General features: G+C 42.4%; 22 protein-coding genes. 12 read left to right on the forward strand and 10 right to left on the reverse strand.

Going from position 1 to position 22,009, the window contains the following annotated elements:
• Positions 1 to 28 precede the first annotated feature (28 nt).
• Positions 29 to 403 carry a ribosome silencing factor gene (gene rsfS, locus AC1DYB_RS10270; protein WP_477390869.1) on the reverse strand — a complete coding sequence of 125 codons (375 nt, stop codon included), beginning with the start codon at positions 401 to 403 and terminating at the stop codon, positions 29 to 31.
• Positions 404 to 450: 47 nt separating this feature from the next.
• Between rsfS and AC1DYB_RS10275 the strand changes: the two genes are divergently transcribed.
• The 4 genes from AC1DYB_RS10275 (at position 451) to pfkA (ending at position 4,557) form a co-directional block, all read left to right on the forward strand.
• Positions 451 to 1,221 carry a biotin--[acetyl-CoA-carboxylase] ligase gene (locus AC1DYB_RS10275; RefSeq protein ID WP_477434632.1) on the forward strand — a complete coding sequence of 257 codons (771 nt, stop codon included), beginning with the start codon at positions 451 to 453 and terminating at the stop codon, positions 1,219 to 1,221.
• 3 nt (positions 1,222 to 1,224) lie between these two features.
• Positions 1,225 to 1,677: a protein-disulfide reductase DsbD N-terminal domain-containing protein gene (locus AC1DYB_RS10280; protein ID WP_295721061.1), complete on the forward strand. Its 453-nt coding sequence runs from the start codon at positions 1,225 to 1,227 to the stop codon at positions 1,675 to 1,677.
• A gap of 21 nt (positions 1,678 to 1,698) precedes the next feature.
• Positions 1,699 to 3,435 carry a protein-disulfide reductase DsbD family protein gene (locus AC1DYB_RS10285; RefSeq protein ID WP_477434634.1) on the forward strand — a complete coding sequence of 579 codons (1,737 nt, stop codon included), beginning with the start codon at positions 1,699 to 1,701 and terminating at the stop codon, positions 3,433 to 3,435.
• A 144-nt stretch (positions 3,436 to 3,579) separates the two neighbouring features.
• Positions 3,580 to 4,557, forward strand: coding sequence for a 6-phosphofructokinase (gene pfkA, locus AC1DYB_RS10290; RefSeq protein ID WP_295721059.1), 978 nt, complete (start codon positions 3,580 to 3,582; stop codon positions 4,555 to 4,557).
• Between the two features lie 137 nt (positions 4,558 to 4,694).
• Here pfkA and AC1DYB_RS10295 read toward each other — a convergent pair whose 3' ends face one another.
• The gene (locus AC1DYB_RS10295; RefSeq protein WP_477434637.1) at positions 4,695 to 5,237 is read right to left on the reverse strand and encodes a 5' nucleotidase, NT5C type; all 543 of its coding nucleotides are present in this window, start codon (positions 5,235 to 5,237) and stop codon (positions 4,695 to 4,697) included.
• A 144-nt stretch (positions 5,238 to 5,381) separates the two neighbouring features.
• Here AC1DYB_RS10295 and AC1DYB_RS10300 point away from each other — a divergent pair, with 144 nt between their 5' ends.
• From AC1DYB_RS10300 to AC1DYB_RS10320, 5 genes are all read left to right on the forward strand, one after another.
• Positions 5,382 to 5,909, forward strand: coding sequence for a 30S ribosomal protein S16 (locus tag AC1DYB_RS10300; protein WP_477434639.1), 528 nt, complete (start codon positions 5,382 to 5,384; stop codon positions 5,907 to 5,909).
• 144 nt (positions 5,910 to 6,053) lie between these two features.
• A complete protein-coding gene (rimM, locus tag AC1DYB_RS10305; protein WP_477434641.1) occupies positions 6,054 to 6,581 on the forward strand; it encodes a ribosome maturation factor RimM in 528 nt (175 codons plus the stop codon).
• A 280-nt stretch (positions 6,582 to 6,861) separates the two neighbouring features.
• On the forward strand, positions 6,862 to 8,217 hold the full coding sequence (locus AC1DYB_RS10310) for an APC family permease (RefSeq protein WP_477434643.1): 1,356 nt from the start codon (positions 6,862 to 6,864) through the stop codon (positions 8,215 to 8,217).
• 133 nt (positions 8,218 to 8,350) lie between these two features.
• On the forward strand, positions 8,351 to 9,763 hold the full coding sequence (locus tag AC1DYB_RS10315; RefSeq protein WP_477434645.1) for a glycosyl hydrolase 53 family protein: 1,413 nt from the start codon (positions 8,351 to 8,353) through the stop codon (positions 9,761 to 9,763).
• A 57-nt stretch (positions 9,764 to 9,820) separates the two neighbouring features.
• Complete coding sequence (locus AC1DYB_RS10320) at positions 9,821 to 11,473, forward strand: M28 family metallopeptidase (protein ID WP_477434647.1); 1,653 nt, start codon at positions 9,821 to 9,823, stop codon at positions 11,471 to 11,473.
• Positions 11,474 to 11,642: 169 nt separating this feature from the next.
• Here AC1DYB_RS10320 and AC1DYB_RS10325 read toward each other — a convergent pair whose 3' ends face one another.
• The 3 genes from AC1DYB_RS10325 to AC1DYB_RS10335 form a co-directional block, all read right to left on the reverse strand.
• Positions 11,643 to 12,005 (reverse strand): TM2 domain-containing protein, encoded by a 363-nt coding sequence (locus AC1DYB_RS10325; RefSeq protein ID WP_295721052.1) that lies wholly within the window; start codon positions 12,003 to 12,005, stop codon positions 11,643 to 11,645.
• Positions 12,006 to 12,175: 170 nt separating this feature from the next.
• A complete protein-coding gene (locus AC1DYB_RS10330) occupies positions 12,176 to 12,484 on the reverse strand; it encodes a DUF2752 domain-containing protein (protein WP_477434649.1) in 309 nt (102 codons plus the stop codon).
• Positions 12,477 to 12,884 (reverse strand): DUF4199 domain-containing protein, encoded by a 408-nt coding sequence (locus AC1DYB_RS10335; protein WP_295721051.1) that lies wholly within the window; start codon positions 12,882 to 12,884, stop codon positions 12,477 to 12,479. Before AC1DYB_RS10335 ends, AC1DYB_RS10330 begins: the two co-directional genes overlap by 8 nt.
• 158 nt (positions 12,885 to 13,042) lie before the next feature.
• Between AC1DYB_RS10335 and mfd the strand changes: the two genes are divergently transcribed.
• Positions 13,043 to 16,396: a transcription-repair coupling factor gene (mfd, locus tag AC1DYB_RS10340; protein WP_295721050.1), complete on the forward strand. Its 3,354-nt coding sequence runs from the start codon at positions 13,043 to 13,045 to the stop codon at positions 16,394 to 16,396.
• 37 nt (positions 16,397 to 16,433) lie between these two features.
• On the opposite strand, the gene AC1DYB_RS10345 is transcribed toward mfd, so the two are convergent.
• Both AC1DYB_RS10345 and hpt read right to left on the reverse strand, forming a co-directional pair.
• Positions 16,434 to 17,048, reverse strand: coding sequence for a hypothetical protein (locus tag AC1DYB_RS10345; RefSeq protein ID WP_477434652.1), 615 nt, complete (start codon positions 17,046 to 17,048; stop codon positions 16,434 to 16,436).
• A 40-nt stretch (positions 17,049 to 17,088) separates the two neighbouring features.
• Positions 17,089 to 17,628, reverse strand: coding sequence for a hypoxanthine phosphoribosyltransferase (hpt, locus tag AC1DYB_RS10350; protein ID WP_295720780.1), 540 nt, complete (start codon positions 17,626 to 17,628; stop codon positions 17,089 to 17,091).
• A 96-nt stretch (positions 17,629 to 17,724) separates the two neighbouring features.
• Here hpt and AC1DYB_RS10355 point away from each other — a divergent pair, with 96 nt between their 5' ends.
• Together AC1DYB_RS10355 and def are read left to right on the forward strand one after the other, a co-directional pair.
• Complete coding sequence (locus tag AC1DYB_RS10355) at positions 17,725 to 19,002, forward strand: M16 family metallopeptidase (RefSeq protein ID WP_477434654.1); 1,278 nt, start codon at positions 17,725 to 17,727, stop codon at positions 19,000 to 19,002.
• Positions 19,003 to 19,022: 20 nt separating this feature from the next.
• On the forward strand, positions 19,023 to 19,595 hold the full coding sequence (gene def, locus AC1DYB_RS10360) for a peptide deformylase (protein WP_295720778.1): 573 nt from the start codon (positions 19,023 to 19,025) through the stop codon (positions 19,593 to 19,595).
• 80 nt (positions 19,596 to 19,675) lie between these two features.
• Here def and AC1DYB_RS10365 read toward each other — a convergent pair whose 3' ends face one another.
• From AC1DYB_RS10365 to AC1DYB_RS10375, 3 genes are all read right to left on the reverse strand, one after another.
• Complete coding sequence (locus AC1DYB_RS10365; RefSeq protein ID WP_477390897.1) at positions 19,676 to 20,302, reverse strand: hypothetical protein; 627 nt, start codon at positions 20,300 to 20,302, stop codon at positions 19,676 to 19,678.
• Positions 20,303 to 20,415: 113 nt separating this feature from the next.
• On the reverse strand, positions 20,416 to 20,694 hold the full coding sequence (locus AC1DYB_RS10370; protein ID WP_295720776.1) for a NifU family protein: 279 nt from the start codon (positions 20,692 to 20,694) through the stop codon (positions 20,416 to 20,418).
• 129 nt (positions 20,695 to 20,823) lie between these two features.
• Entirely contained in the window at positions 20,824 to 21,909 is a 1,086-nt protein-coding gene (locus tag AC1DYB_RS10375; RefSeq protein WP_477434656.1) for an Mrp/NBP35 family ATP-binding protein, read from the reverse strand.
• Between the last annotated feature and the right edge of the window lie 100 nt (positions 21,910 to 22,009).

Below are 22,009 nucleotides of genomic sequence, written 5' to 3' on the forward strand. Positions count from 1 at the left end.
CTTCCACGGGCCTTTATGTGACCAGCAATTAAGCGCTTTTGTAATATTTAATTTCTGCATCCCCCCATAATTCCTCAACGCCATAAAACTCGCGCTTGTCGGTTCTGAAAATGTGAACCACAACATCCACATAGTCAAGCAGTATCCATTCGCCATATTCCAGCCCTTCCTTGCGCCATGGCTCTTGTTGGGTAGCTTTAAAAATTTCGTCTTCAACGCTATTCGCTATAGCTTTAACCTGTGTGGTTGAGTCGGCATGGCAAACTACAAAGTAATCTGTTACCGAACTATTTAAGTTACGAAGGTCTAACCTTACTATTTCATTTCCCTTTTTTTCCTGTATACCATGTATAGCCAATTCAGAAATATAGGTTGATTGATTTACCTTTTTATTTTTTACCATCAAAAAGAATTAGTTTTGAACGTTTTTGGGTTAAAAATTATTACACTTTGCAAAATAACATATTTTCGGGATTATTTGTTGGTCAAAATTTGGTAACAATTAAAGAAGTTGATTCAACCAACACTTTCCTTAAAACATTACTGTCAAATTCCAAGCCATTGCCCGAAGGTACGGTCATTATGGCAGAAAGCCAATATGCAGGCCGGGGCCAGCAGCAAAACAAATGGCACAGCGAGCCCGGCAAAAACCTTACGTTCAGCATATTGCTAACGCCCTCATTTTTACCCGTTTCTAAGCAGTTTGACCTTACACGCGTAGTAAGCCTTGGCGTTTATGAGGCCCTTAAACCGATGCTTGGCGATAAATTAAAAATAAAATGGCCAAACGACATTTATTATGAAGACCGTAAGCTTGGCGGTATTTTAATAGAAACTAACTTGCAAAGCGACAAAATAAAAAGTGCCATAATTGGCATTGGCCTCAACATAAACCAGGAAAGTTTTGAACCCGGGGCCGGTAATGCTATTTCTGTAAAACAAATCTTACATAAAGATTATGATTTACGAGCTTTATTATCTGAAATTTGCGGTCACATTGAGGCTTACTACCTTAACTTAAAGGCCGGTAAGTTTTCTTTTGTAAGGAACACCTATTTAAACCGACTATACTGGTTAAACGAGGCAAAGGATTTTCGGTCAAACGGTGAGGTTTTTAAAGGGACCATTATTAATGTAAAAGATGAGGGTTTGCTTGTTGTTGAAAATAATAGCGGCCAACATGAGTTTAGTTTAAAACAAATTGAATTTTTAAATAAGTAATAAATGAAAAAATTATTGTTGATGATTGTGGCGCTGGTTATTTGCGCCGGAGCCTATGCACAGATTGAATCGCCGGTAAGGTGGTCATATGCTGCTAAAAAACTAAATAGCAAAGAGGCTATTGTATTTTTAAAAGCGACTATACAACCGGGCTGGCATATTTACTCCCTTAATGTTGGCGATGGCGGCCCTATAAAAACCTCTTTTGAGTTTGCCCCATCAAAGCTTTACGCCACAAACGGCAAAACCGCCGAACCAACTCCTATATCTAAGTTTGAGAAAGCTTTCAACATGAATGTTAGCTATTTTGAAAAAGAAGTTGTTTTTCAGCAAAAAATCAGCCTTAAATCGGCTGCGGCAACCAATGTAACAGGCAAACTAACATACATGACCTGTAACGATAAAAAATGCCTGCCACCAGAAGATGTTGACTTTACCATCCCATTAGGCAAATAAACACTTCCCCCTGGTACATCAATGAAAATATTTAGCAAGATCAACTGGTTGCCTACATCTATAGCTGTAGTAACCTTACTCATTATATTTGGCATAAACGCTCCAAAGCCTGTTTATGCAGCTCAAAAAGGAGGCAAGGATACAACAGTATCAACCGGCGATATCCAGTTTACCAATATACCAACCGCCGCCGATAGTATCGCTATCAGGAAAAAAGCGGCCGACTCTGCCGCCAAGGTGGTAGCTGCCAAACCCGTTGTTAAGCATGACGCGCCAAAGCCCGAGAAAGCCAAAACACTTTGGCAGATATTTATTGAGGGGCTTATCGGCGGCTTTACCGCGGTTATCCTGCCCTGCATTTACCCGCTGTTGCCATTAACTGTAAGCTTTTTTACCAAAAAGAGCGGCAGCCGAAGCAAGGCCATCATGCAGTCACTTATTTATGGGGTATCTATCATTGTAATTTATGTAACGCTTGGCTTACTGATCTCTATCATTTTTGGGTCAAGTGCACTTAATGAACTGGCTACTAACGGTATATTTAATATCTTTTTCTTCCTGCTGCTCATTGTATTTGGGATATCATTTCTGGGCGCGTTTGAAATTACGCTACCCAGCTCATTAGCCAACAAGCTGGATGAAAATTCTGACAAAGGGGGCCTTACCGGTATCTTCTTCATGGCATCAACCCTGGTGGTGGTTTCATTTTCATGTACCGGGCCAATAATTGGTACTTTACTGGTTGATGCAGCTTCAAAAGGCGACAGGCTTGGACCCGCAATGGGAATGTTTGGGTTTTCGCTCGCGTTGGCCTTGCCATTTACAATATTTGCTTTATTTCCATCTGCACTTAAAAGCCTGCCAAAATCTGGCGGCTGGCTTAATAGCGTGAAGGTTGTTTTAGGATTTCTTGAACTCGCTTTCGCTCTAAAATTCTTATCGAACGTTGACCTGGCCTATCATTGGCATTGGTTTGACAGGGAAGTGTTTTTATCCCTTTGGATAGTTATTGGTTTAATGATAGGGCTTTACCTGTTGGGCAAAATTAGATTTTCGCATGATAGTGATACACCGTATCTATCTATCCCAAGGTTATTTTTATCAATAATTGCATTTGCATTCGTTGTTTATATGATTCCGGGGTTGTGGGGTGCTCCGCTCAAATCTATCGGGGCCTTTTTACCACCAATAGGCACACAAGACTTTGATCTTTCGCCAATACCGGGGGGCGGCGCTACTGCAACAACAGCAAACCAAGACGGTAAAGAACGAAAATACGCGGCAAACTATTCGGCCCTTGCAATAAAAGGCCTGGCGCCATGGTATGATTATGACCAGGCACTACAGGTTTCAAAAGAGTTGCACAAGCCAATATTGATTGATTTTACGGGCTTTGCCTGCGTTAATTGCCGCAATATGGAAGCCAACGTATGGTCGGACCCGGTAGTATTTAAAAAGCTACAGAACGACTTTATCCTTTTACAACTTGTGGTAGATGATAAAGCAGCTTTAGATATTAAAGATCAGTATACATCAACTTACAATTTTAAAAAGATAACTTCCATTGGCGACAAATGGAGCGAATTGGAAGCAAGTCGCTTCAACTCAAATTCGCAGCCGTTATATGTAATTCTTGATAGCGATGGCAAGGAAATGGCTGATAAAAACGGAACAGCTTTACCACATTATAACGCCGATTACCACATAGATAGGTATCTTAAATTTTTAGATAGCGGCATCGCGGCTTACAAAAAGTAACACGGCATATAAAAATTAAGTGTAAATTCGCGGCAACTTTTAAAAGTTTGCCGCGTTTTTTATATACCGGCAAGTTTTTAACAACACTAATTAAATTATTCAATTTTTTAAGGTAGGGTTAAGCCAACCATATCAGGATAAAAAATGACGCAGATTAAAAATATCGGACTTTATACTTCAGGTGGAGACTCCCCGGGGATGAACGCTGCCATCAGGGCGGTTGTACGTACAGCTATATATTATGGTATTGATGTTACAGGCATCCGTCGTGGTTATGAAGGAATGACCAGGGGCGATTTTATACCTATGAACCGCAAATCGGTTTCAAACATCATACAACGCGGGGGTACTATTTTAAAAACCGCACGCTGCGATAACTTCAGATCGGCCGAAGGCCGTCAACAAGCCTTTGAACAGTTAAAAAAACATAATGTTGATGCCCTCATAGGTATTGGCGGCGATGGTACATTCACCGGCGCCAAAGTATTTGGAGCAGAGTACGATATACCTATCATTGGCCTGCCCGGCACCATCGATAATGATTTAATGGGTACCGATTTTACCATAGGTTATGATACAGCTATTAATACAGTTGTTGAAGCTGTGGATAAGATTCGGGATACAGCAGAATCACACGATAGATTATTCATTATTGAAGTAATGGGCCGCGACTCGGGGCTTATTGCTTTACGTACAGGTATCGCAGCCGGTGCAGAAGCTATTTTGATTCCGGAAAGCAAGGGCGGCATGGAAGGTTTATTTAACCGCCTCCAAAACGGCCGTAAAGATAAAACCTCCAGGATAGTAATAGTTGCCGAAGGTGAAGAAGCCGGTGGCGCATTTGAAGTTGGTCGCCTGGTGCAGGAACGATTCCCGAATTATGACACCCGCATATCCATATTGGGTCACATCCAACGCGGTGGTGCACCAAGCTGTATGGATAGAGTATTGGCAAGCCGCGTAGGTGCTGCCGCCGTTGAAGCATTAAGAGATGGTCATCGCAACGAAATGATTGGCATAATCCACAACGAAATTGCCTACACTCCTTTTGAACACGCCATTAAACACCATGTAGACATTAACCCCAACCTGTTAAAGTTGGTGGAAATTCTATCAATGTAACTTAAAAAGAAACGGGCCCTGATTATAACAGAGCCCGTTTCTTTTTTGATCCGGTCGGCATGTCTATGTTGTCCTGTAAAAGTATTATCCACAATCAAACAACCCGCTATACCATATAAAGATAAAACGGCTAAACGCTACACATTTAATAATTTAGCGGCAACTTCCTCCCAGTTATTAACCCTTTCAAAACCATCTACCAATAAGTTGTGCGGTGATGTATACAGCAGCTTTCGCCCCTTAAAAGTAACAAAGTTTTTTATCCGGTCATCAATCATGATATCCACATCCAGTACTTTATGGCCGCAAAAAATAATATTGGTCCATGATATAAATGGAAAATGCTCTTCCAGCCACTCATGTTTATCCTCAAGCGAATATTTAAACTCCATAGCCGCCGATGCTATAAACACATCATATTTTTCCATAAGGGCTTTCACCACTTCCTGGCTGCCCGGCATCACTTTCAGGTCCCGAAAAAAACCCTTTTCGTTAACATACTCTCTTACAGAACTAATAAGATGCGGCGGCAATGTTTCTCCAAATTCCTTGCCATGCATATCGGTCAGCAATACTTCTGTTTGATGGCGCTCTTTATATAGTTCGATAAATTTATCAATGGTATCTGCCAATACCTCGTCCATATCAATTGCGATACGTGGTTTCCTGATGATGCTCATGCGGCTCAAATTGCAATTTTTTTTATTGAAACAAAACCCAAATAATAATTAATTGTAAGGCTTTTAAATTGTTAAGAATAATTTATACCTTTGCATCCCCGCAGAAAGAACTCCGGGGACATGTTGAATACATAAAATAAAGAAATGGCAACTAAGATCAGACTGCAAAGACACGGTAAAAAAGGAAAACCTTTTTACTACATCGTAGTAGCAGATGCCCGCGCTCCTCGCGACGGTCGTTTTATTGAGCGTTTAGGTTCATACAACCCAAACACCAACCCTGCAACTATCGACATTAATTTCGACAAAACTTTAGAGTGGGTTAACACAGGTGCCCAGCCTACTGATACTTGTCGTGCTATCCTTTCATACAAAGGTGTACTGTACAAAAAACACTTAGAAGGTGGTGTAAAAAAAGGTGCTTTAACTGAAGAACAAGCTGCTGCAAAATTTGCTGAGTGGACTGATCTGAAAGAAGGAAAAATCACCGGTAAAAAAACCAGCTTAACATCTGCAAAAGACGAAGCACGTCAAGCTGCTTTGGCTGCTGAGGCTAAAAAGAAGGAAGAAAAAGCTGCTGCAATTGCTGCTAAAAATGCTCCTGTTGCCGAAGAAGTTGAAGCTCCGGCTGACGAAGAAGCTCCGGCTGCTGATGCTGAAAGCGCAGAATAATTCATTAAAGAAGCAAGAAATAAGAATCGGGAATCAATATAGCTGCAAAGCTTCGATTTTGATTCTTACATCTTGATTCTCTACAATGGCGAAGCAACCTCACAATAGGTTCTTCGCCATTATTGTTTAATAACGATTTTTTTTATGAAGACCGAAGATTGTTTCAGGGTTGGCAGTATATTAAAAACCAAAGGACTGAAAGGTGAAATGCAGATCTATGTAGATTTTGACAACCTTGATGCCATTAAGTTTGATGCCGTTTTTATTGATATGGCGGGCAAAATGATTCCTTATTTTGTGCAATCCATTAAATACCTTCAAAAAAGCAATGCTTATTTGTATTTGGAGGATGTGGATACCATTGAAAAAGCTGCCCTGATGGTAAAAAGGGATATATACTTACCCAATAAGCTGAAACCAAAAAAGAAAAAAGCAGAGTTCACCCTGAATGATGTGGAAGGTTTTATTGCCATTGATGAAACTCATGGCGAACTGGGCGAGATCATCCAGGTACAGGAATATCCGCAGCAGTTGATAGCTACTGTTCAATACAAAAACAAAGAAGTTCTGTTCCCGCTTAATTTAGAAATAATTAAAGGAATTGATATCGATGCCGGAGAAATCTACATCGATTTACCTGAGGGTTTATTGGACGTTTATTTAGAAGACTAATAATAGTATCCGCCGGGGTAAAACCTTTTGTCATCCTGAACGATAGTGAAGGATCTGCTGTTCGCCGTGCTTCTTCGCCCTGTAAAGTCTGCGATTAGATCCTTCACTATCGTTCAGGATGACAAATCTTTTAAATGGCATGCCCCTTCCAGTATAATAGGCAAAATTTCGCGAAACGCCATTGCTAGAATAGGGCGTTGAAGGGCTTCCGGCTCAGCCCATTTTAAATAAAATTTACAAAACTTCAATAATTACCGCTTAAGTTATATTTTTATACCTTATGCCATCACCCGCTGCATTAAGAAAGATAAGGCCTGTACAGCTTGTTGCTGTTATCTTCTTCACCGTATCCGGCGGGCCTTATGGTTTGGAGCCGCTTTTAACTTATGCCGGCGACCACGCCGCATTGGTCATACTGCTGCTCACCCCTCTTTTATGGGATGTGCCCGCCATTTTCACCGTATTGGAACTCAACAGCATGATGCCGGTAACTGGCGGCTATTATAAGTGGGTAAAATATGCATTAGGCACGCGCTGGGGGTTTTACGAGGGATGGTGGACCTGGCTTTACACTTTTGTGGATCTGGCCATATACCCCGTACTTTTTGTACAATACGCTTCATTTTTTTACCCGGTTTTACTGCAGTACCAGGTACCGGTTTGCCTGCTCATCATCTGGGCATCAGCAGGGTTAAATATACTGGGTATAGTGCCCGTTGGAAAAGTAAGCCTGTTTTTAAGCGCTGTAGTATTGGCCCCCGTGCTAATTTTAATTGTTTTGGCAATCCACCACCACTCGGGGCCATTAACCATCCCTGCCCCATCATTAAAGGGGCTCACATTTCCATCGTTTGGTATGGCTTTGTACACTGTAATGTGGAATTGCCTGGGATGGGATAACATTACCACCTACGCCGAGGAGGTTGAAAAACCGGTGCGCTCCTACCTGGTATCTATGTTTATCGCCTTTGCCCTGGTTATTGTTGTTTACTTTTTTATCACCTGGATAGCCCAGCAATCGGGCATCAATCACGATACTTTAACAAACAATGGTTTCCCTGCTTTAGGTGTGCTTATTGCCGGGAAGTGGCTTGGCGTGGCAATTGCCATTGGAGGCATGGCGAGTACGCTGGGTATTTATGCAGCGGTATTATTATCAGTATCACGCGTGCCCCAGGTAATGGCCGAGGATCATTTACTGCCAGCCGGCCTTAACAAGCTGCACAAACGCTTCAAAACACCCTATGTATCCATCATTATTTGTTCATTGGTGGTAAGCTTCATGATTCTTTGGACCTTTGCCGATCTGCTCATTATAGATGTTACCGTTTATGGCGCTGGTTTGTCATTAGAGTACATCGCCCTGGTACAGCTACGTATAAAGGAGCCGGATAAAAAAAGGCCTTTCCGTATCCCATTAAGCATAACGGGCCTCTGCCTTGTGCTTTTGTTACCTTTTATAGTTTATGGTGTGGCATTGGGTGGCGCGCTTTCTTCCACGCCAAAAGCGTTAACAGCGGCAGGTTTTGCTATAACCGCATTGCTAAGTGCAGAAATAGCATGGCGAATAATTTTACTGAGCAGGCCCCATTTAAAAAACAGTTTCCCCCGCCCCCATCCAACGGAAAAAGACTAAAAAACCACCAATTGCTTGCCTTGGATCATCCGTTATTTGAATTGTAAAAATTCGGCGATGTTGTTCATGCTACCTCTCTCAATTGTAAGGCGCACAATAAAACCGCTACCTTTAGGCAATCAACTATATTTCTATGCAAAAGCATTTCTTCAATTGTATTACCGTAATAGCCCTGCTGCTTGTTGTTTCAACAGCCTCCGCTCAGCGTCGCAGAGCCGTAAAGCCAGCTGGTCAACCGGCCGAAGTTCAGATCACTCCCTATAAAACCACCATGCTGGCCAACGGCACCGATGATGTCATGATAAAGGTGGTAGTAATTGATAGCAAAGGCAATGAAGTAAAAACGGCAGGCAATCTTATCCGGTTTTCGGTTCAGGGGGATGCCCATATTGCGGCAATCACTACCCTGGATAAAAAAGATGCGACAGCTAAAATCGCTGATACCGCAGCTCAGGCAAATTTAAAAAACGGCCTGCTTTGGGTTAAGGTGATAGCCGGACGCACACTTGGCCATATAAAATTTGAGGCAAAATCCGATAGCTTATGGGCGGGCTCAACCGAGATCCATACGGTGCAGCCAGGCGTGCCCCATAAAGTCACTAATGACAAATACATAGCCAAAACGGTAAAAGATAAAATATTAGGAGCTGATATATCTTTCTTGCCCGAACTGGAAGCCAAAGGCGTCAGGTTCAGTGATAAGGGAGTTGAAAAGGATGCGATTCAGATACTAAAGGAGCATGGTTTTAACTATATCCGTTTGAGGATATTTAATGACCCTGCCGGCCCCAAAGGCTACTCACCCAATAAAGGCTTTTGCGACCTGGAACATACCAAACAAATGGCCAAACGGGTTAACGCCGCAGGCATGAAACTCTTGCTCGATTTTCATTACAGCGATTATTGGGCCGATCCGCAGCAGCAAAACAAACCAGCAGCATGGGTTGGCCAGGATTTTACAACCCTTAAAAAATCTGTTGAGGATTACACCACCATGGTGATGCAGCAACTGAAGGACCAGGGCACCACGCCCGATATGGTACAGGTTGGTAACGAAATAAACCACGGTATGATATGGCCCGATGGGCAGATCAACAACCTGGATAGTTTGGCTCAGCTGATTTATGCGGGAACAAAAGGAGTTAAAGCAATTAGCCCAAAAACCATAATTATGGTGCACATTGCTTTGGGCGGACAAAGCCTCGAATCGCGCTTTTTTATGGATAATATGACCGCGCGTAATTTGCCCTTTGATGTAATTGGCTTATCTTATTATCCCAAATGGCACGGTACACCCGATGACCTGAACGCCAACATGGCCGATTTGTCCAAACGTTACAACAAGCAGATTATGGTTGCGGAGTATACCCAGCTAAAAAAAGAAGTTAATGATATTGCCTTTACCGTTCCGGGCGGCAAGGGTATTGGTTCATTCATTTGGGAACCATTAAGTACCTGGGAGCAGATATTTGACCGCGACGGAAAATCAAACCCTTTGATAGACGTTTACCCCGATATTGTTAAAAAGTACAACATCAAACCATGAGTTGGCCTGTTGCACAATGAGCCTCCATTTACTTACATTTGAAAAAACACAACACTCATGAACATCAAACATATTTGTTTTTTACTGCTAACCGGCGGGGCTTTGTTTACAGGCTGCAGCCAGGACACCAAAACTAAGGAAGCAGAAAAGGCGATAACTCCCGATGAAATTAAAGCACAAATTGCTGTATTAGCAGCCGATTCATTAATGGGCCGCAAACCCTTTACCGAGGGTGAAAACAAGGCGGTTGCATACATCTCTTCTGAGTTTAAAAAAGCCGGATTAGAGCCGGGCAATAATGGCAGTTATTTTCAGGATGTGCCGATGGTAGAGATCACCAGCACACCCTCAGAAACCATGGAGATCAGCGGCGGCAAAACACCAATGAGCCTGCATGCCACTACTGATTTTGTAGCTTCAACCCGCCAGGAAGTAAATGCGCTCGAACTAAAAAAGTCGCCATTGATATTTGCCGGCTATGGTGTTGTTGCACCAGAATATGGATGGAATGATTACGCAGGATTAGATGTAAAAGGTAAAACTGTAATTGTGCTGGTTAATGATCCGGGATTTAAGTCTGGCCATTCCGACTTTTTCAAAGGTGATACCATGACCTATTATGGCCGCTGGACATACAAATATGAGGAGGCCGCCCGGCAAGGAGCCGCCGGTGTGATCATTGTGCACCAAACAGCCCCGGCAAGCTATGGCTGGAAGGTAGTTCAAAACAGTTTCACAGGTGCAAAACTTTACCTGCAGCAAAACGACAAGCACATGTCCCGTTGTAAGGTAGAAGGCTGGATGAGCGAGGATGCCGCTAAAAAACTCCTGGCAGATGCAGGTGTAACCGGCGATATCCGCGCCATTGCCCGCCAAAAAGGATTTAAGGCCATCCCCTTAAACCGGGATATTTCTTTAAGCATCAGCAATAAATTAAAATATTCCACATCGCGTAATGTTATAGGCACCCTAAAAGGTAGCGCAAGGCCTAATGAATATATATTATATACTGCCCACTGGGACCACCTTGGTGTTGGCAAGCCGGATGCCAAAGGCGACAGCATTTACAACGGTGCGGTTGATAATGCAAGCGGTGTTGCCGCTATCATAACCGTAGCCAAAGCATTTAAAAACGCAAAGGAAAAGCCACAGCGGTCTATTGTTTTTCTTGCCGTGACCGGCGAAGAACAGGGCTTGCTGGGTTCAGAATATTACGCAACCCACCCGGTTTACCCACTCAATAAAACTGTGGCCGACCTCAATATGGATGCTCTGGGCAGCTATGGCGAAACCAAAGATATTGCCATAACCGGAAAAGGCCAAAACGACCTGGAAGATTATGTAGCCGATTTTGCCAAACAGGATGGGCTAACCGTAGTTGGCGACCGGACACCGGGTTCTGGAAGTTATTACCGCTCAGATCATTTTAACTTTGCCAAACTTGGCGTACCCGCGCTTGATATCAACAATGGCAGTATCAGCAAAACGCAGGGAGCAAGCTACGGTGCCGATAAGCAAAAAGAATATGGCGAGCTGCGCTATCACCAGCAGGCAGATAACTACAGCAGCGATATGGACGCTACTGGCATGGCCCAGATAGCCGATATCCTTTTCAGGGTAGGTACAAAACTGGGTAACGAAACTACCTTCCCCGGTTGGAAACCCGGTTCGGAATTTAAGGCGGTAAGGGATAAAGCCATGGGAAAGTAGAGAAAAGAGTCAAAAGTAAGTATCAAGAAAATTAATTTCAAAAAGGCCTGTCATGGCGAGCCCGCGAAGCTCTGATAGGCCTTTTTGAAAAACAAAAAATCCACCCCATAACAGAAGGTGGATTTTTTCATTGTATATATAGTTGAAACTGAAGCCCTCGATGGGGATCTTAGTTGCTCATTTTAACGATGTTGAAACTTTCAAAAGCCATTTTTTGATTGTATTCGTTGGCGATGTTTTTATAGTTGATCAAATCAACAATGGTACCGATAAAGCAAAAGCCGGCGGTGAAAAAGTATAGCAATCCCATACCTATCTGATCGGTAAGAAAACGTTGAACGCCGGCTGCACCTACAAAACCCAATAAGGTAGCCAACATTAAATCCTGGGGATTTCTGCGTTTGCCGTAGTAAATGCTCATAAAATATTTTATCTGATTTTCATTCAGTGATGCTGTGGCCTGTTGTAAAAAGGCAAATTCTTCGGGAGTTACGCCGTCGAACATCATATATGGGTTTGGGTAAGAGTCCATCTTGTTAAAGATTAAGTTTGTGTTTGTTTTATGATATAAAGGTATGCCTACACACCATAAACACCTACGCCTTATAGGTTAGCGGGGGAAACAAGTCGGTGAAATACTGAGTTTTGGCGGTGAAAATAGAATCAAGAGATTAGCGTCAGGAATCAAGATAAAAACCTGTGCTATCGGATGAACTTTTTCTGCGTTGAAGAAAAAAAGCGGAGGCTACCTAACACATATATCCGGTGAAAAATTACCAGTACCGCAGGTATGCCCAGCCAATGGGCATGAAGGGAGTTTTTAATTTGCCCGTGACACAGGTAGATGATAGAATGCCCCAGGCCACAGCCGGGGCACCAGGTTACGCCCAATAATTTTAATGGGCATAAAGTAAAATGCGATGTGGCCTGCGGCGAAGTAAAAGCCAGGCACAACATCGCGGTTATCCAAAAAGCAAGCTCAAAGTATTTTGAAAAAAGCTGTTTAATCAACTTTATTTGATTTATTGGTGAACAGTAAAGATACTGCAAACGCCAATAATACACCAACCAGCAATGCCCCGAATATGCGGCCCGAGAAGTCACGCAAGGTATTGTCTGTTGACACGTAGCTAAAATACAATATAGCCCCAAAAACGGTTATTGCCCCCCCGGCAATTAGTATCTTAAAGCTTTGTATCAATGCTTCTAAAAAGCCCATCTGGCCTTTACAATCGGTTTTACGATAGCTCCAGATGCCAATAAACAACCCGGCCGCAGGGATCAGGACCGAAAAATATTCAAATGGGGCCACGGTATCCTTAAGCGGCGTTACCCCCATGGAATGCGAAACAAACATCCAGATAATACTTAATACGCCGATAAAGCCACCCCATAAAACTGCATTCTTCATGATGATTTAATTTTAGTTGAAAATTTAGGTCGAATTCCGAGGAAATATTCCTTGAATTTATAATTAAAAAGTAATTAAATCTGCATATTGTTTGCATTGATTTATACAATTTATAAGGATTTATTAAAAAGGGCTTTTTTGCGTACATTTGCAGCAGTTTGAACATCCGTGATATATTAGATAGATATAAAGTTGATGACCGGATTAAGGCATTGGCCACCGCGCTTAATGCTTCCAAAAATCCAAGGGTACAACTTCGTGGTTTAGTCGGGTCAAGTGATGCGGCCATGGCGGTAGCATTGTATTTTTTACAGCACAAACACATGGTGTTTGTATTGCCCGAACGCGAAGAGGCCGGCTATTTCCAGGCCGACCTGGAGAACCTCACCGGTAAAGAGGTGTTACTTTTCCCCTCATCATACCGCAAGCCATTTGAATTTACCCAGCCCGATAGCAGCAACGTGCTTGCCCGTGCCGAAGTATTGAATGAGCTTAACCATTCGTCTGAGTTTGGTCAGCTGATTGTTACCTACCCCGAAGCACTTGCCGAAAAGGTGATAGACCGGGCATCCCTTGAAAAAAACACACTTGAAATTGCCGTTAGCAATAAGCTAAGTATCGATTTTATTAATGAGTTTTTAATTGAATACGATTTTGACCGGGTTGACTTTGTTTACGAACCAGGCCAGTTTTCTGTAAGAGGCGGCATTGTTGATATTTTCTCTTTTTCGCACAACCTGCCCTACCGTGTAGAGTTCTTTGGCGATTTTATTGAATCTATCCGCACCTTCGAGATTGAAAGCCAGCTATCTGTTGAGCAGGTAAAAACCATCACTATTGTGCCCAATGTGCAATCTAAATTTTTAACAGAAAGTAATATTTCCCTGTTAGAATATGTAGATGCAGGCACGCAGATTTGGATAAAAGATGTGCAGTTTACGCTGGATATTATCCAAAGCGGTTTTAAAAAGGCAACCAATTTGTGGAAGGCGCTATCTGCTGATGAAAAAACGCAGAACCCGGATTGGATAGACCCTAAATTTGGCTTTACAGACGAGAAACTGATTGCCGATCAGCTGCATGATTTCCCGGTTGTTGAATTTGGTAAACAATTTTTTTATCAGCCAAGCGCAGCCATCAATTTTGATATGCGTCCGCAGCCATCTTTTAATAAAGATTTTACGCTGCTTATCCATAATTTTAAAAATAACGAGACGGAGAAAATTCAAAACTTTATCCTTACCGACTCTTCCAGGCAGGTAGAAAGGCTTTATGCCATTTTGGATGACCTGGATAAAACAGCAAAATTTACCCCGGTAAGCATTTCGATAAGGGAAGGGTTTGTGGACCAGGAGCAAAAACTGGCCTGCTATACTGACCACCAGATTTTTGATCGTTATTATAAATATAAGCTCAAAAAAGGTTACCAGCGTTCGCAGGCTATCACCCTGAAAGAACTGCGCGACCTTAAACCCGGCGATTACGTAACCCATATTGACCATGGCATTGGCAAATACGCCGGCCTGGAAAAAGTGGAAGTTAATGGCAAACAACAGGAAATGATCCGGTTGATATATGCCGATAACGATTTGCTTTACGTAAACATCAACTCGCTTAACCGCATTTCCAAATACAGCGGTAAGGAGGGTACTGTACCCAAAATGAACAAATTGGGTACCGATACCTGGGAGAGACTTAAAAAAACTACAAAAAAAAAAGTTAAGGACATCGCCCGCGATCTGATCAAGCTTTATGCGCTGCGTAAAGCACAGCATGGCAATGCCTTTTCGCCCGATAGTTACCTGCAAACCGAACTTGAAGCATCCTTCATTTATGAGGATACCCCAGACCAGGAAAAAGCTACTGCCGATTTTAAAAAGGATATGGAATCGCCGCATCCTATGGATAGGCTGATATGTGGCGACGTGGGCTTTGGTAAAACAGAGGTTGCCATTCGCGCGGCATTTAAGGCCGTTGCCGATAGCAAACAGGTAGCCATATTAGTGCCTACCACTATTTTAGCAGCCCAGCATTACAAAACATTTACCGATAGACTAAAAGGCTTCCCGGCCAATATTGATTACATCAACCGGTTTAAAACCAGCAGACAGATCAAGGATACCTTAGATAAGCTGAAGGATGGCAAGGTAGATATCATTATAGGCACACACCGCCTGGTGAGTAAGGATGTAAAGTTTAAGGATCTGGGGTTGATGATCATTGACGAAGAGCAGAAGTTTGGCGTATCAACCAAAGAGAAGCTGAAACAAATGCGCGCCAATGTAGATACGCTTACGCTTACCGCTACACCTATACCCCGTACGCTGCATTTCTCGCTGATGGGTGCACGCGACCTTTCTATTATATCAACGCCTCCGCCAAACAGGCAGCCTGTAGTTACCGAGCTGCATGTGTTTAATGATAAGCTTATAAAAGAGGCTGTTGAGTTTGAGATTGAGCGCGACGGGCAGATCTTCTTTATTCACAACCGCGTTGCCGATCTGCCGCAGCTGGGCGGAATGATCCGCAAACTGGTGCCAAAAGCCCGCATTGGGATTGCCCACGGACAGTTAGAAGGCGATGCGCTGGAAGATGTGATGCTGAAGTTTGTAAATCATGAATATGATGTGTTGGTAGCCACCACTATTATTGAAGCCGGCCTGGATATTCCGAACGCTAATACCATCATCATTAACTACGCCCACATGTTTGGCCTGAGCGATCTGCACCAAATGCGCGGACGCGTGGGCAGGAGCAACAAAAAAGCCTATTGCTACCTGTTGAGCCCTCCATTGTCAACGCTCACCAGCGAGGCCCGCAAGCGCCTGAGCGCCATTGAAGAGTTTAGCGACCTGGGCAGCGGCTTTAACGTAGCCATGCGCGATCTTGACATCCGCGGCAGCGGAAACCTGCTTGGTGCCGAGCAAAGTGGCTTTATTGCCGAAATAGGCTTTGAAATGTACCACAAGATATTGGATGAAGCTATCCAGGAATTAAAGGATGATGAGTTTAAAGGCGTGTTCCCCGATGATAAGCCAAGGCCGTACATTTCCTTTACCCAAATAGATACCGACCAGGAGATATTAATTCCTGATGAATACGTAACCAATATAGCCGAGCGATATAACCTGTACACCGAACTATCCAAGCTGGAATCCGAAGTTGAATTATCCGCCTTTCAGCAGCAGTTGCATGATCGTTTTGGGCCGATACCGCCACAGGTACATGATTTGCTGAATACCATGCGCCTGCAATGGATGGGCAAAGCTATTGGATTTGAAAAGATCTCCTTAAAAAAGAATGTATTACGCGGCTACTTTATAACCGACCAGCAATCAACGTATTTTGAAACAGAGGCCTTCCATAACGTATTGGCTTTTGTGCAAGGCAACCCACGCCGCACCAATTTAAAAGAAGTTAAAAACACTTTGCGCCTTAGCGTTGAAGGTGTACATAGCATTGACCAGGCCTTGCTGTTTTTGAATGAGATGGCGGGGTTGGTTGGAGCGTAATTAGCTATACTTTTTTTGGAGTTTTCCGGCTTTTTAGTTAATCACCGTCTCTTTGTTCATTAATGTAATCCGCAAATAAAACTACCCCAAAATCCTTTTGAGTCCTGTATTCTCCTTCTACTTTTTTAGTATCGCTATAGTGCCAATATTCATTTCCTGTTTTATACAAATACCAGTTATTTACCTTGCTATTGTATTTAAAGGTTATTACCTGATTCCATCGCCAACCGCTTCCACCAAAGCGTTCAACCGAGAAAAAACCTTTTTTTATGCTAATGCCATAATAAGGATCCCCATGTACGCCGCCATCGCCGGCAGATAACACGATATTATCATTTTCCGCAACTTTTTTAAATGCCCCATCCTTTTGCTTTATCAACAACAAAAGAGGCCTTTTCTCCTCTTCTGTTACTTCTTTTTTTTGCTTAAGAACAATGATTTTGTCGGGCAATCCGTCGGAATTAAGGTCCCCATCTACCTGGTCAAGAACCAAATAGTCTTTGGGGACAAACTTTTTTATTGACGTGTAAATTTTTGTCTGGGTGATGTGCAGAGGTAACCGCACATCTTCCCTTGATTGCGCAATGCAGGTATGTGTTAAACATAAAAAGGATAGCAAACAAGAACTTAAGAAATCAACTCTATACTTCATTTTGCAAATCAAAATCAAACATCCTAATTCCGAAATCCTATCAATCCACCTTCTTATAAATATCTCTCAAATTCCTGCCCATTTCCTGATAATCAAGGCCATAGCCTACCACAAATTCGTTCTCAATCTCGAAGCCTACATATTTAAGCTCGTCTATGTTTTTTTGCAGGGCGGCGGGTTTAAGAAGTAGCGAACACACTTTAATAGATGCCGGCTCGCGCTGTTTAAGTTTATCAATAAGGTAGTGCAGGGTATTGCCTGTATCAACAATATCCTCAATAATAAGCACGTCGCGGCCTTTTATATCAACTATCAAATCTATATCGTCGCGAATTTTAAGCTGGCTTGTGGTGCCGCCATAGTATGAGGCGAGTTTAGTAAAGGCGATTTCGCAGGGGATAGATATTTGTTTTATAAGGTCGGCTATAAATAAAAAGCTGCCGTTAAGTACACCAACAATTACGGGTACACTGTTTTCAAAGTCGGAATTTAGCTGTAAACCTATCGTTTTTACGCGTTCTTCAATTGTTTCGGCGTTAATCAGGGGCTCAAACTCAAGGTCTGCAATTTTAATTTTCATTGATCTGTTTTAAGGGGTATATGTAATAACAAGTATCGTTTTAATGCTTTACGCTGTTGCTTCAACATACTAAAGTACTAAAATCACTAACAAATCATGCGTAAAATAATTGTAACATATATAACGTTATCTTTGCACCTCCATATGATCGACTACCAGGCCCATACCTTACCCAATGGCATTCGCATTTTGTTTAAGCCATCGCCCTTTGCCATAACGCACTGTTGCTTTATAGTAAACGCCGGCTCGCGCGATGAAGAAAACCAGCAGGAAGGCCTTGCTCATTTTATTGAGCATTTATTGTTTAAGGAAACCGAAAGGCGCAACACCAACCAAATTTTAAACAGGTTGGAATTGGTGGGTGCAGATTTAAACGCATATACGACCAAAGAATATACCTGTATACATGCCTCGCTGCTAAACCAGCATTTGGAACGTGCTATAGACCTCTTTGAGGATATCCTGTTCCATTCCACCTTCCCGGAGGACGAACAGGAAAAGGAACGGGGCGTTATCCTTGATGAAATTGCCTCCTACCTTGATCAGCCCGAAGAAGCTATCCAGGATGATTTTGAAGAGTTGCTATTTAAAGATGAGCCCATCGGCAAGAATATTTTAGGCACGCCCGAAACCGTAGGTCGGATGAATAGTGGCGATATGCGTGCTTTTATTAAAGCCAACTACAGTACATCCGAAATGATATTTGCTGTACATGGAAATTATGAATTTAAAAAAGTTGTTAAGCTGGCCGAAAAATACTTTGCCAGCATTGAGGCACATCAGCCGCAAAAAAACAGGATAAAACCACAAGATAATAAAAGCGGCCTCCTTATAGTTAAAAAACCAATTTCGCAAACGCATTGCATTATAGGTAACCAGGCTTACGCTTCATCGCACCAATATAAAAATGGATTACTGTTGCTAAACAACCTGTTGGGTGGAATGGGAATGAGCAGTCGGCTTAATTTAGAGATCCGTGAGAAGTATGGCATTGCCTACACCATCGAATCTAACTATACCCCTTTTACTGATACCGGTATCTTTTCTATCTATTTTGGAACCGACACTGAAAAGGCAGAGAAAGCGGCAAAACTTGTTCATAAAGAATTAAAAAAGCTGCGCGAACAAAAGCTGGGCACCTTACAATTACACCAGGCCAAGCAAAAATTTATTGGCCAGATTGCATTGGCAGAAGAAAACCGGCTCAGCCTGATTATATCCATGGCCAAAAGCCTGCTCGATTTTAACCATATTGAAACCTTAGAGGAGATTTTCGCTAAAATAAATGCAGTAACGGCCGATCAATTGCTGGAAATAAGCAACGAAATATTTGATAATGACAGGCTAATTACATTGAAGTTTGAGCCTAAATAATAAACCTGTATTTTTGCAAAATGAAGTACCCTATCATCGCTTACGGAGACCCTGTTTTAAGAAAAAAAGCTACCGCTTTTGAGCCGGAAGAATATCCTCACATAAAAGAACTTGTAAATAACATGTTCGAGACCATGTATGCTGCCCGTGGTGTTGGCCTGGCTGCGCCGCAGATTGGTATGTCTATGCGTTTATTTGTGGTTGATGCTACTGTTTTTGACGATGAAGAGCCGGAGCTGAAAGATTTTAAAAAGGTATTTATGAATGCCGATATTATAGAAGAAAGCGGCGAAGAATGGGGCTTTAACGAGGGATGCCTTAGTATTCCTGATATCCGCGAGGATGTTTACCGCAAACCGGTAGTGAAGATATCCTACTACGATGAAAACTGGAAGCACCATGAGGAAACCTTTAGAGGTATGGCTGCACGCATTATCCAGCATGAATACGATCATATTGAAGGAAAACTATTTACAGATAAGTTGAGCCCCCTGCGCAAACGGCTAATTGAGAAAAGACTGAAAGACATTTCAAGGGGTGTAGTTAACGTTGACTACAAAATGAAATTCCCGGCGGTTAAAAAAGGCCGCTAAAAAATATGAAGGCCCTCGAATTTAATTACCGACGGGCCTTTTTACATTCCTATTCCTGAAGAACAAATAAATTTTAAAGCCTACTTACTATCCGCGTCAGATATTTGTTTGATCAGGCTTCCCCAGGCAAGCGGGTTTAGCAAAGGGTTTGGCGTTAACGAGTGCGAATTGAGGATGCTGGTATGCATACTTTGCGCGTTTGCCGATTGAATTTCCTGGGCGTCTCTTGGCAGGGTATTATACAGAGCGCTAAGAGTTGCTTTACTGATATTTTTACGTGCTATTTCCAGGTCATCATCTGCAAGTTTTATTGCTAAAAAATCTTTCCTGAATTCATCTGTAGTAGCCCACGGAAATACATGAAATGCCGGCAGGTTAATAATTTGTGGTATTAGGCCCACCTGCAGGGTATAACTTTTACCGGAAAGATTGGCGGGTATCACAACAGCAACGGGTCCATAGCCTACGCAGGTAAAGCGCAAGGTATCCTGCTCATGCGCCACAAAAGAAAAATAGCCTTTATAGTTGCTTAAGTTAACCTGGTTATGAGATGATGTGTTGGTAATGGTAACATAAGGCACAATAACGCTCGCGCTATCAGCATTATGTACAACACCCGTAAATTGCACAACCGGCCTTTCATTGTGGCTTTGCGCAAATGTAGCTGCCGATGCAAACAATAAAAATATAACAACTAAATATTTCATATACCTGTCTCTTTTCCGCCATTTATTGTTTTAATAACGGGGAAAGGTTTCAAAACATTGCTCAAAAATACGTTAATGCAGTAAATATAAACAGCATTTAACAATACTTAACACTATCTTAAATTTTCTGGCAGTACAGCGTTAGGATCATCAATATCTGTAAGGTTTATAGCTTCAATTGAAGTAATTTCAGGTACTGCCTTTTTAATTGCCTCTTCAATACCCGCTTTAAGGGTCATGATGCTCATAGGGCATGATCCGCATGAACCTAACAACTTCAATTTAACAACACCCTCAGGGGTGATCTCTTCAACAGAAACATTCCCGCCATCAGCTTCCAAATACGGACGAATTGTATCTAAAGCTGTTTCAACCTGACTTAATAAACTCATTTTTACTAATTTATAACTAAAGTAAAGTTATTAATAATTTGCTATAATCTATCTTCCAATATTTGCATGCTATGCCATACAAATATCAGCATTTTTGCCCCTTCATATATTGTCAGCGGCTATTTTATTCTAACTCACTATGGCTTCATTTCCCAATGCCTTTGCATTTGAAATAGCTACCTGCTGGGCCACTCGCTGTGCCATATTTATGAAAGCAGCAGTCATCGCACCATTTTCTTCCAATATTGCGGGAGTACCGGCATCACCAGAATCACTGATACTTTTAATCAACGGAATCTCCCCTAAAAACGGAACATCCAGTTGCTGAGCCAGCTTTTGCCCTCCGCCTTTGCCAAAAATATAATATTTGTTATCCGGAAGCTCGGCAGGCGTAAAGTACGACATGTTTTCAACCACTCCCAATATAGGTACATTAATGGCAGGCATCATAAACATCCCTATCCCCTTTTTAGCATCTGCCAGCGCAACATTTTGCGGCGTTGTTACAATAACAGCCCCGGTAACCGGGAATGTTTGCGTAACAGTGATATGAATATCGCCCGTTCCCGGCGGAAGATCAATTACCAGGTAATCCAGTTCGCCCCAATCAGCATCATTAAATAATTGTTTAACCGCTGTTGATACCATCGGACCGCGCCATGGCACCGGTTGGTTAGGATCGGTAAAAAAGCCTATCGATAATAACTTGATACCGTATTTCTGAATAGGTTCGATACGGGTTTTACCATCCACAACACTGGCCTGCGGACGAACACCTTCCAGGCCAAACATAATGGGTATTGATGGCCCGTAAATATCGGCATCTATCAACCCTACTTTTGCCCCAGCATGTGCAAGGCCAAGAGCAAGGTTTACCGCAACGGTTGATTTACCTACACCGCCTTTACCCGATGCTACAGCGATAATATTTTTAACCCCGGGCACGCCTGTGTTTTTCTGAGTAGTAACTCTCGAGGTCATGTTAATACTTACCACAGCTTCCTTACTTATAAAGTAAGCGATAGCATTACGGCAGGCATTTTCTATTAATGCTTTTAGCGGGCAAGCCGGTGTTGTTAATATAACAGAGAAGTTAACATTGTTACCATCAATATGTATATCCTGTATCATGTTGAGGGTAACCAGGTCTTTTTTCAGATCTGGCTCTTCAACATTACCCAGTGCTTGTAAAACTTGTTCTTTAGTGATTATCATATTATTACGCACAAATTTATAAAAACAGGTGATTGTTTTGTGGTTGCCAGGGAAACAATTTGCATAAACAACCGTTTGCAGGGGATAAGAATTAGTTTAG

This window comes from Mucilaginibacter sp. P2_A4, from assembly GCF_056405015.1.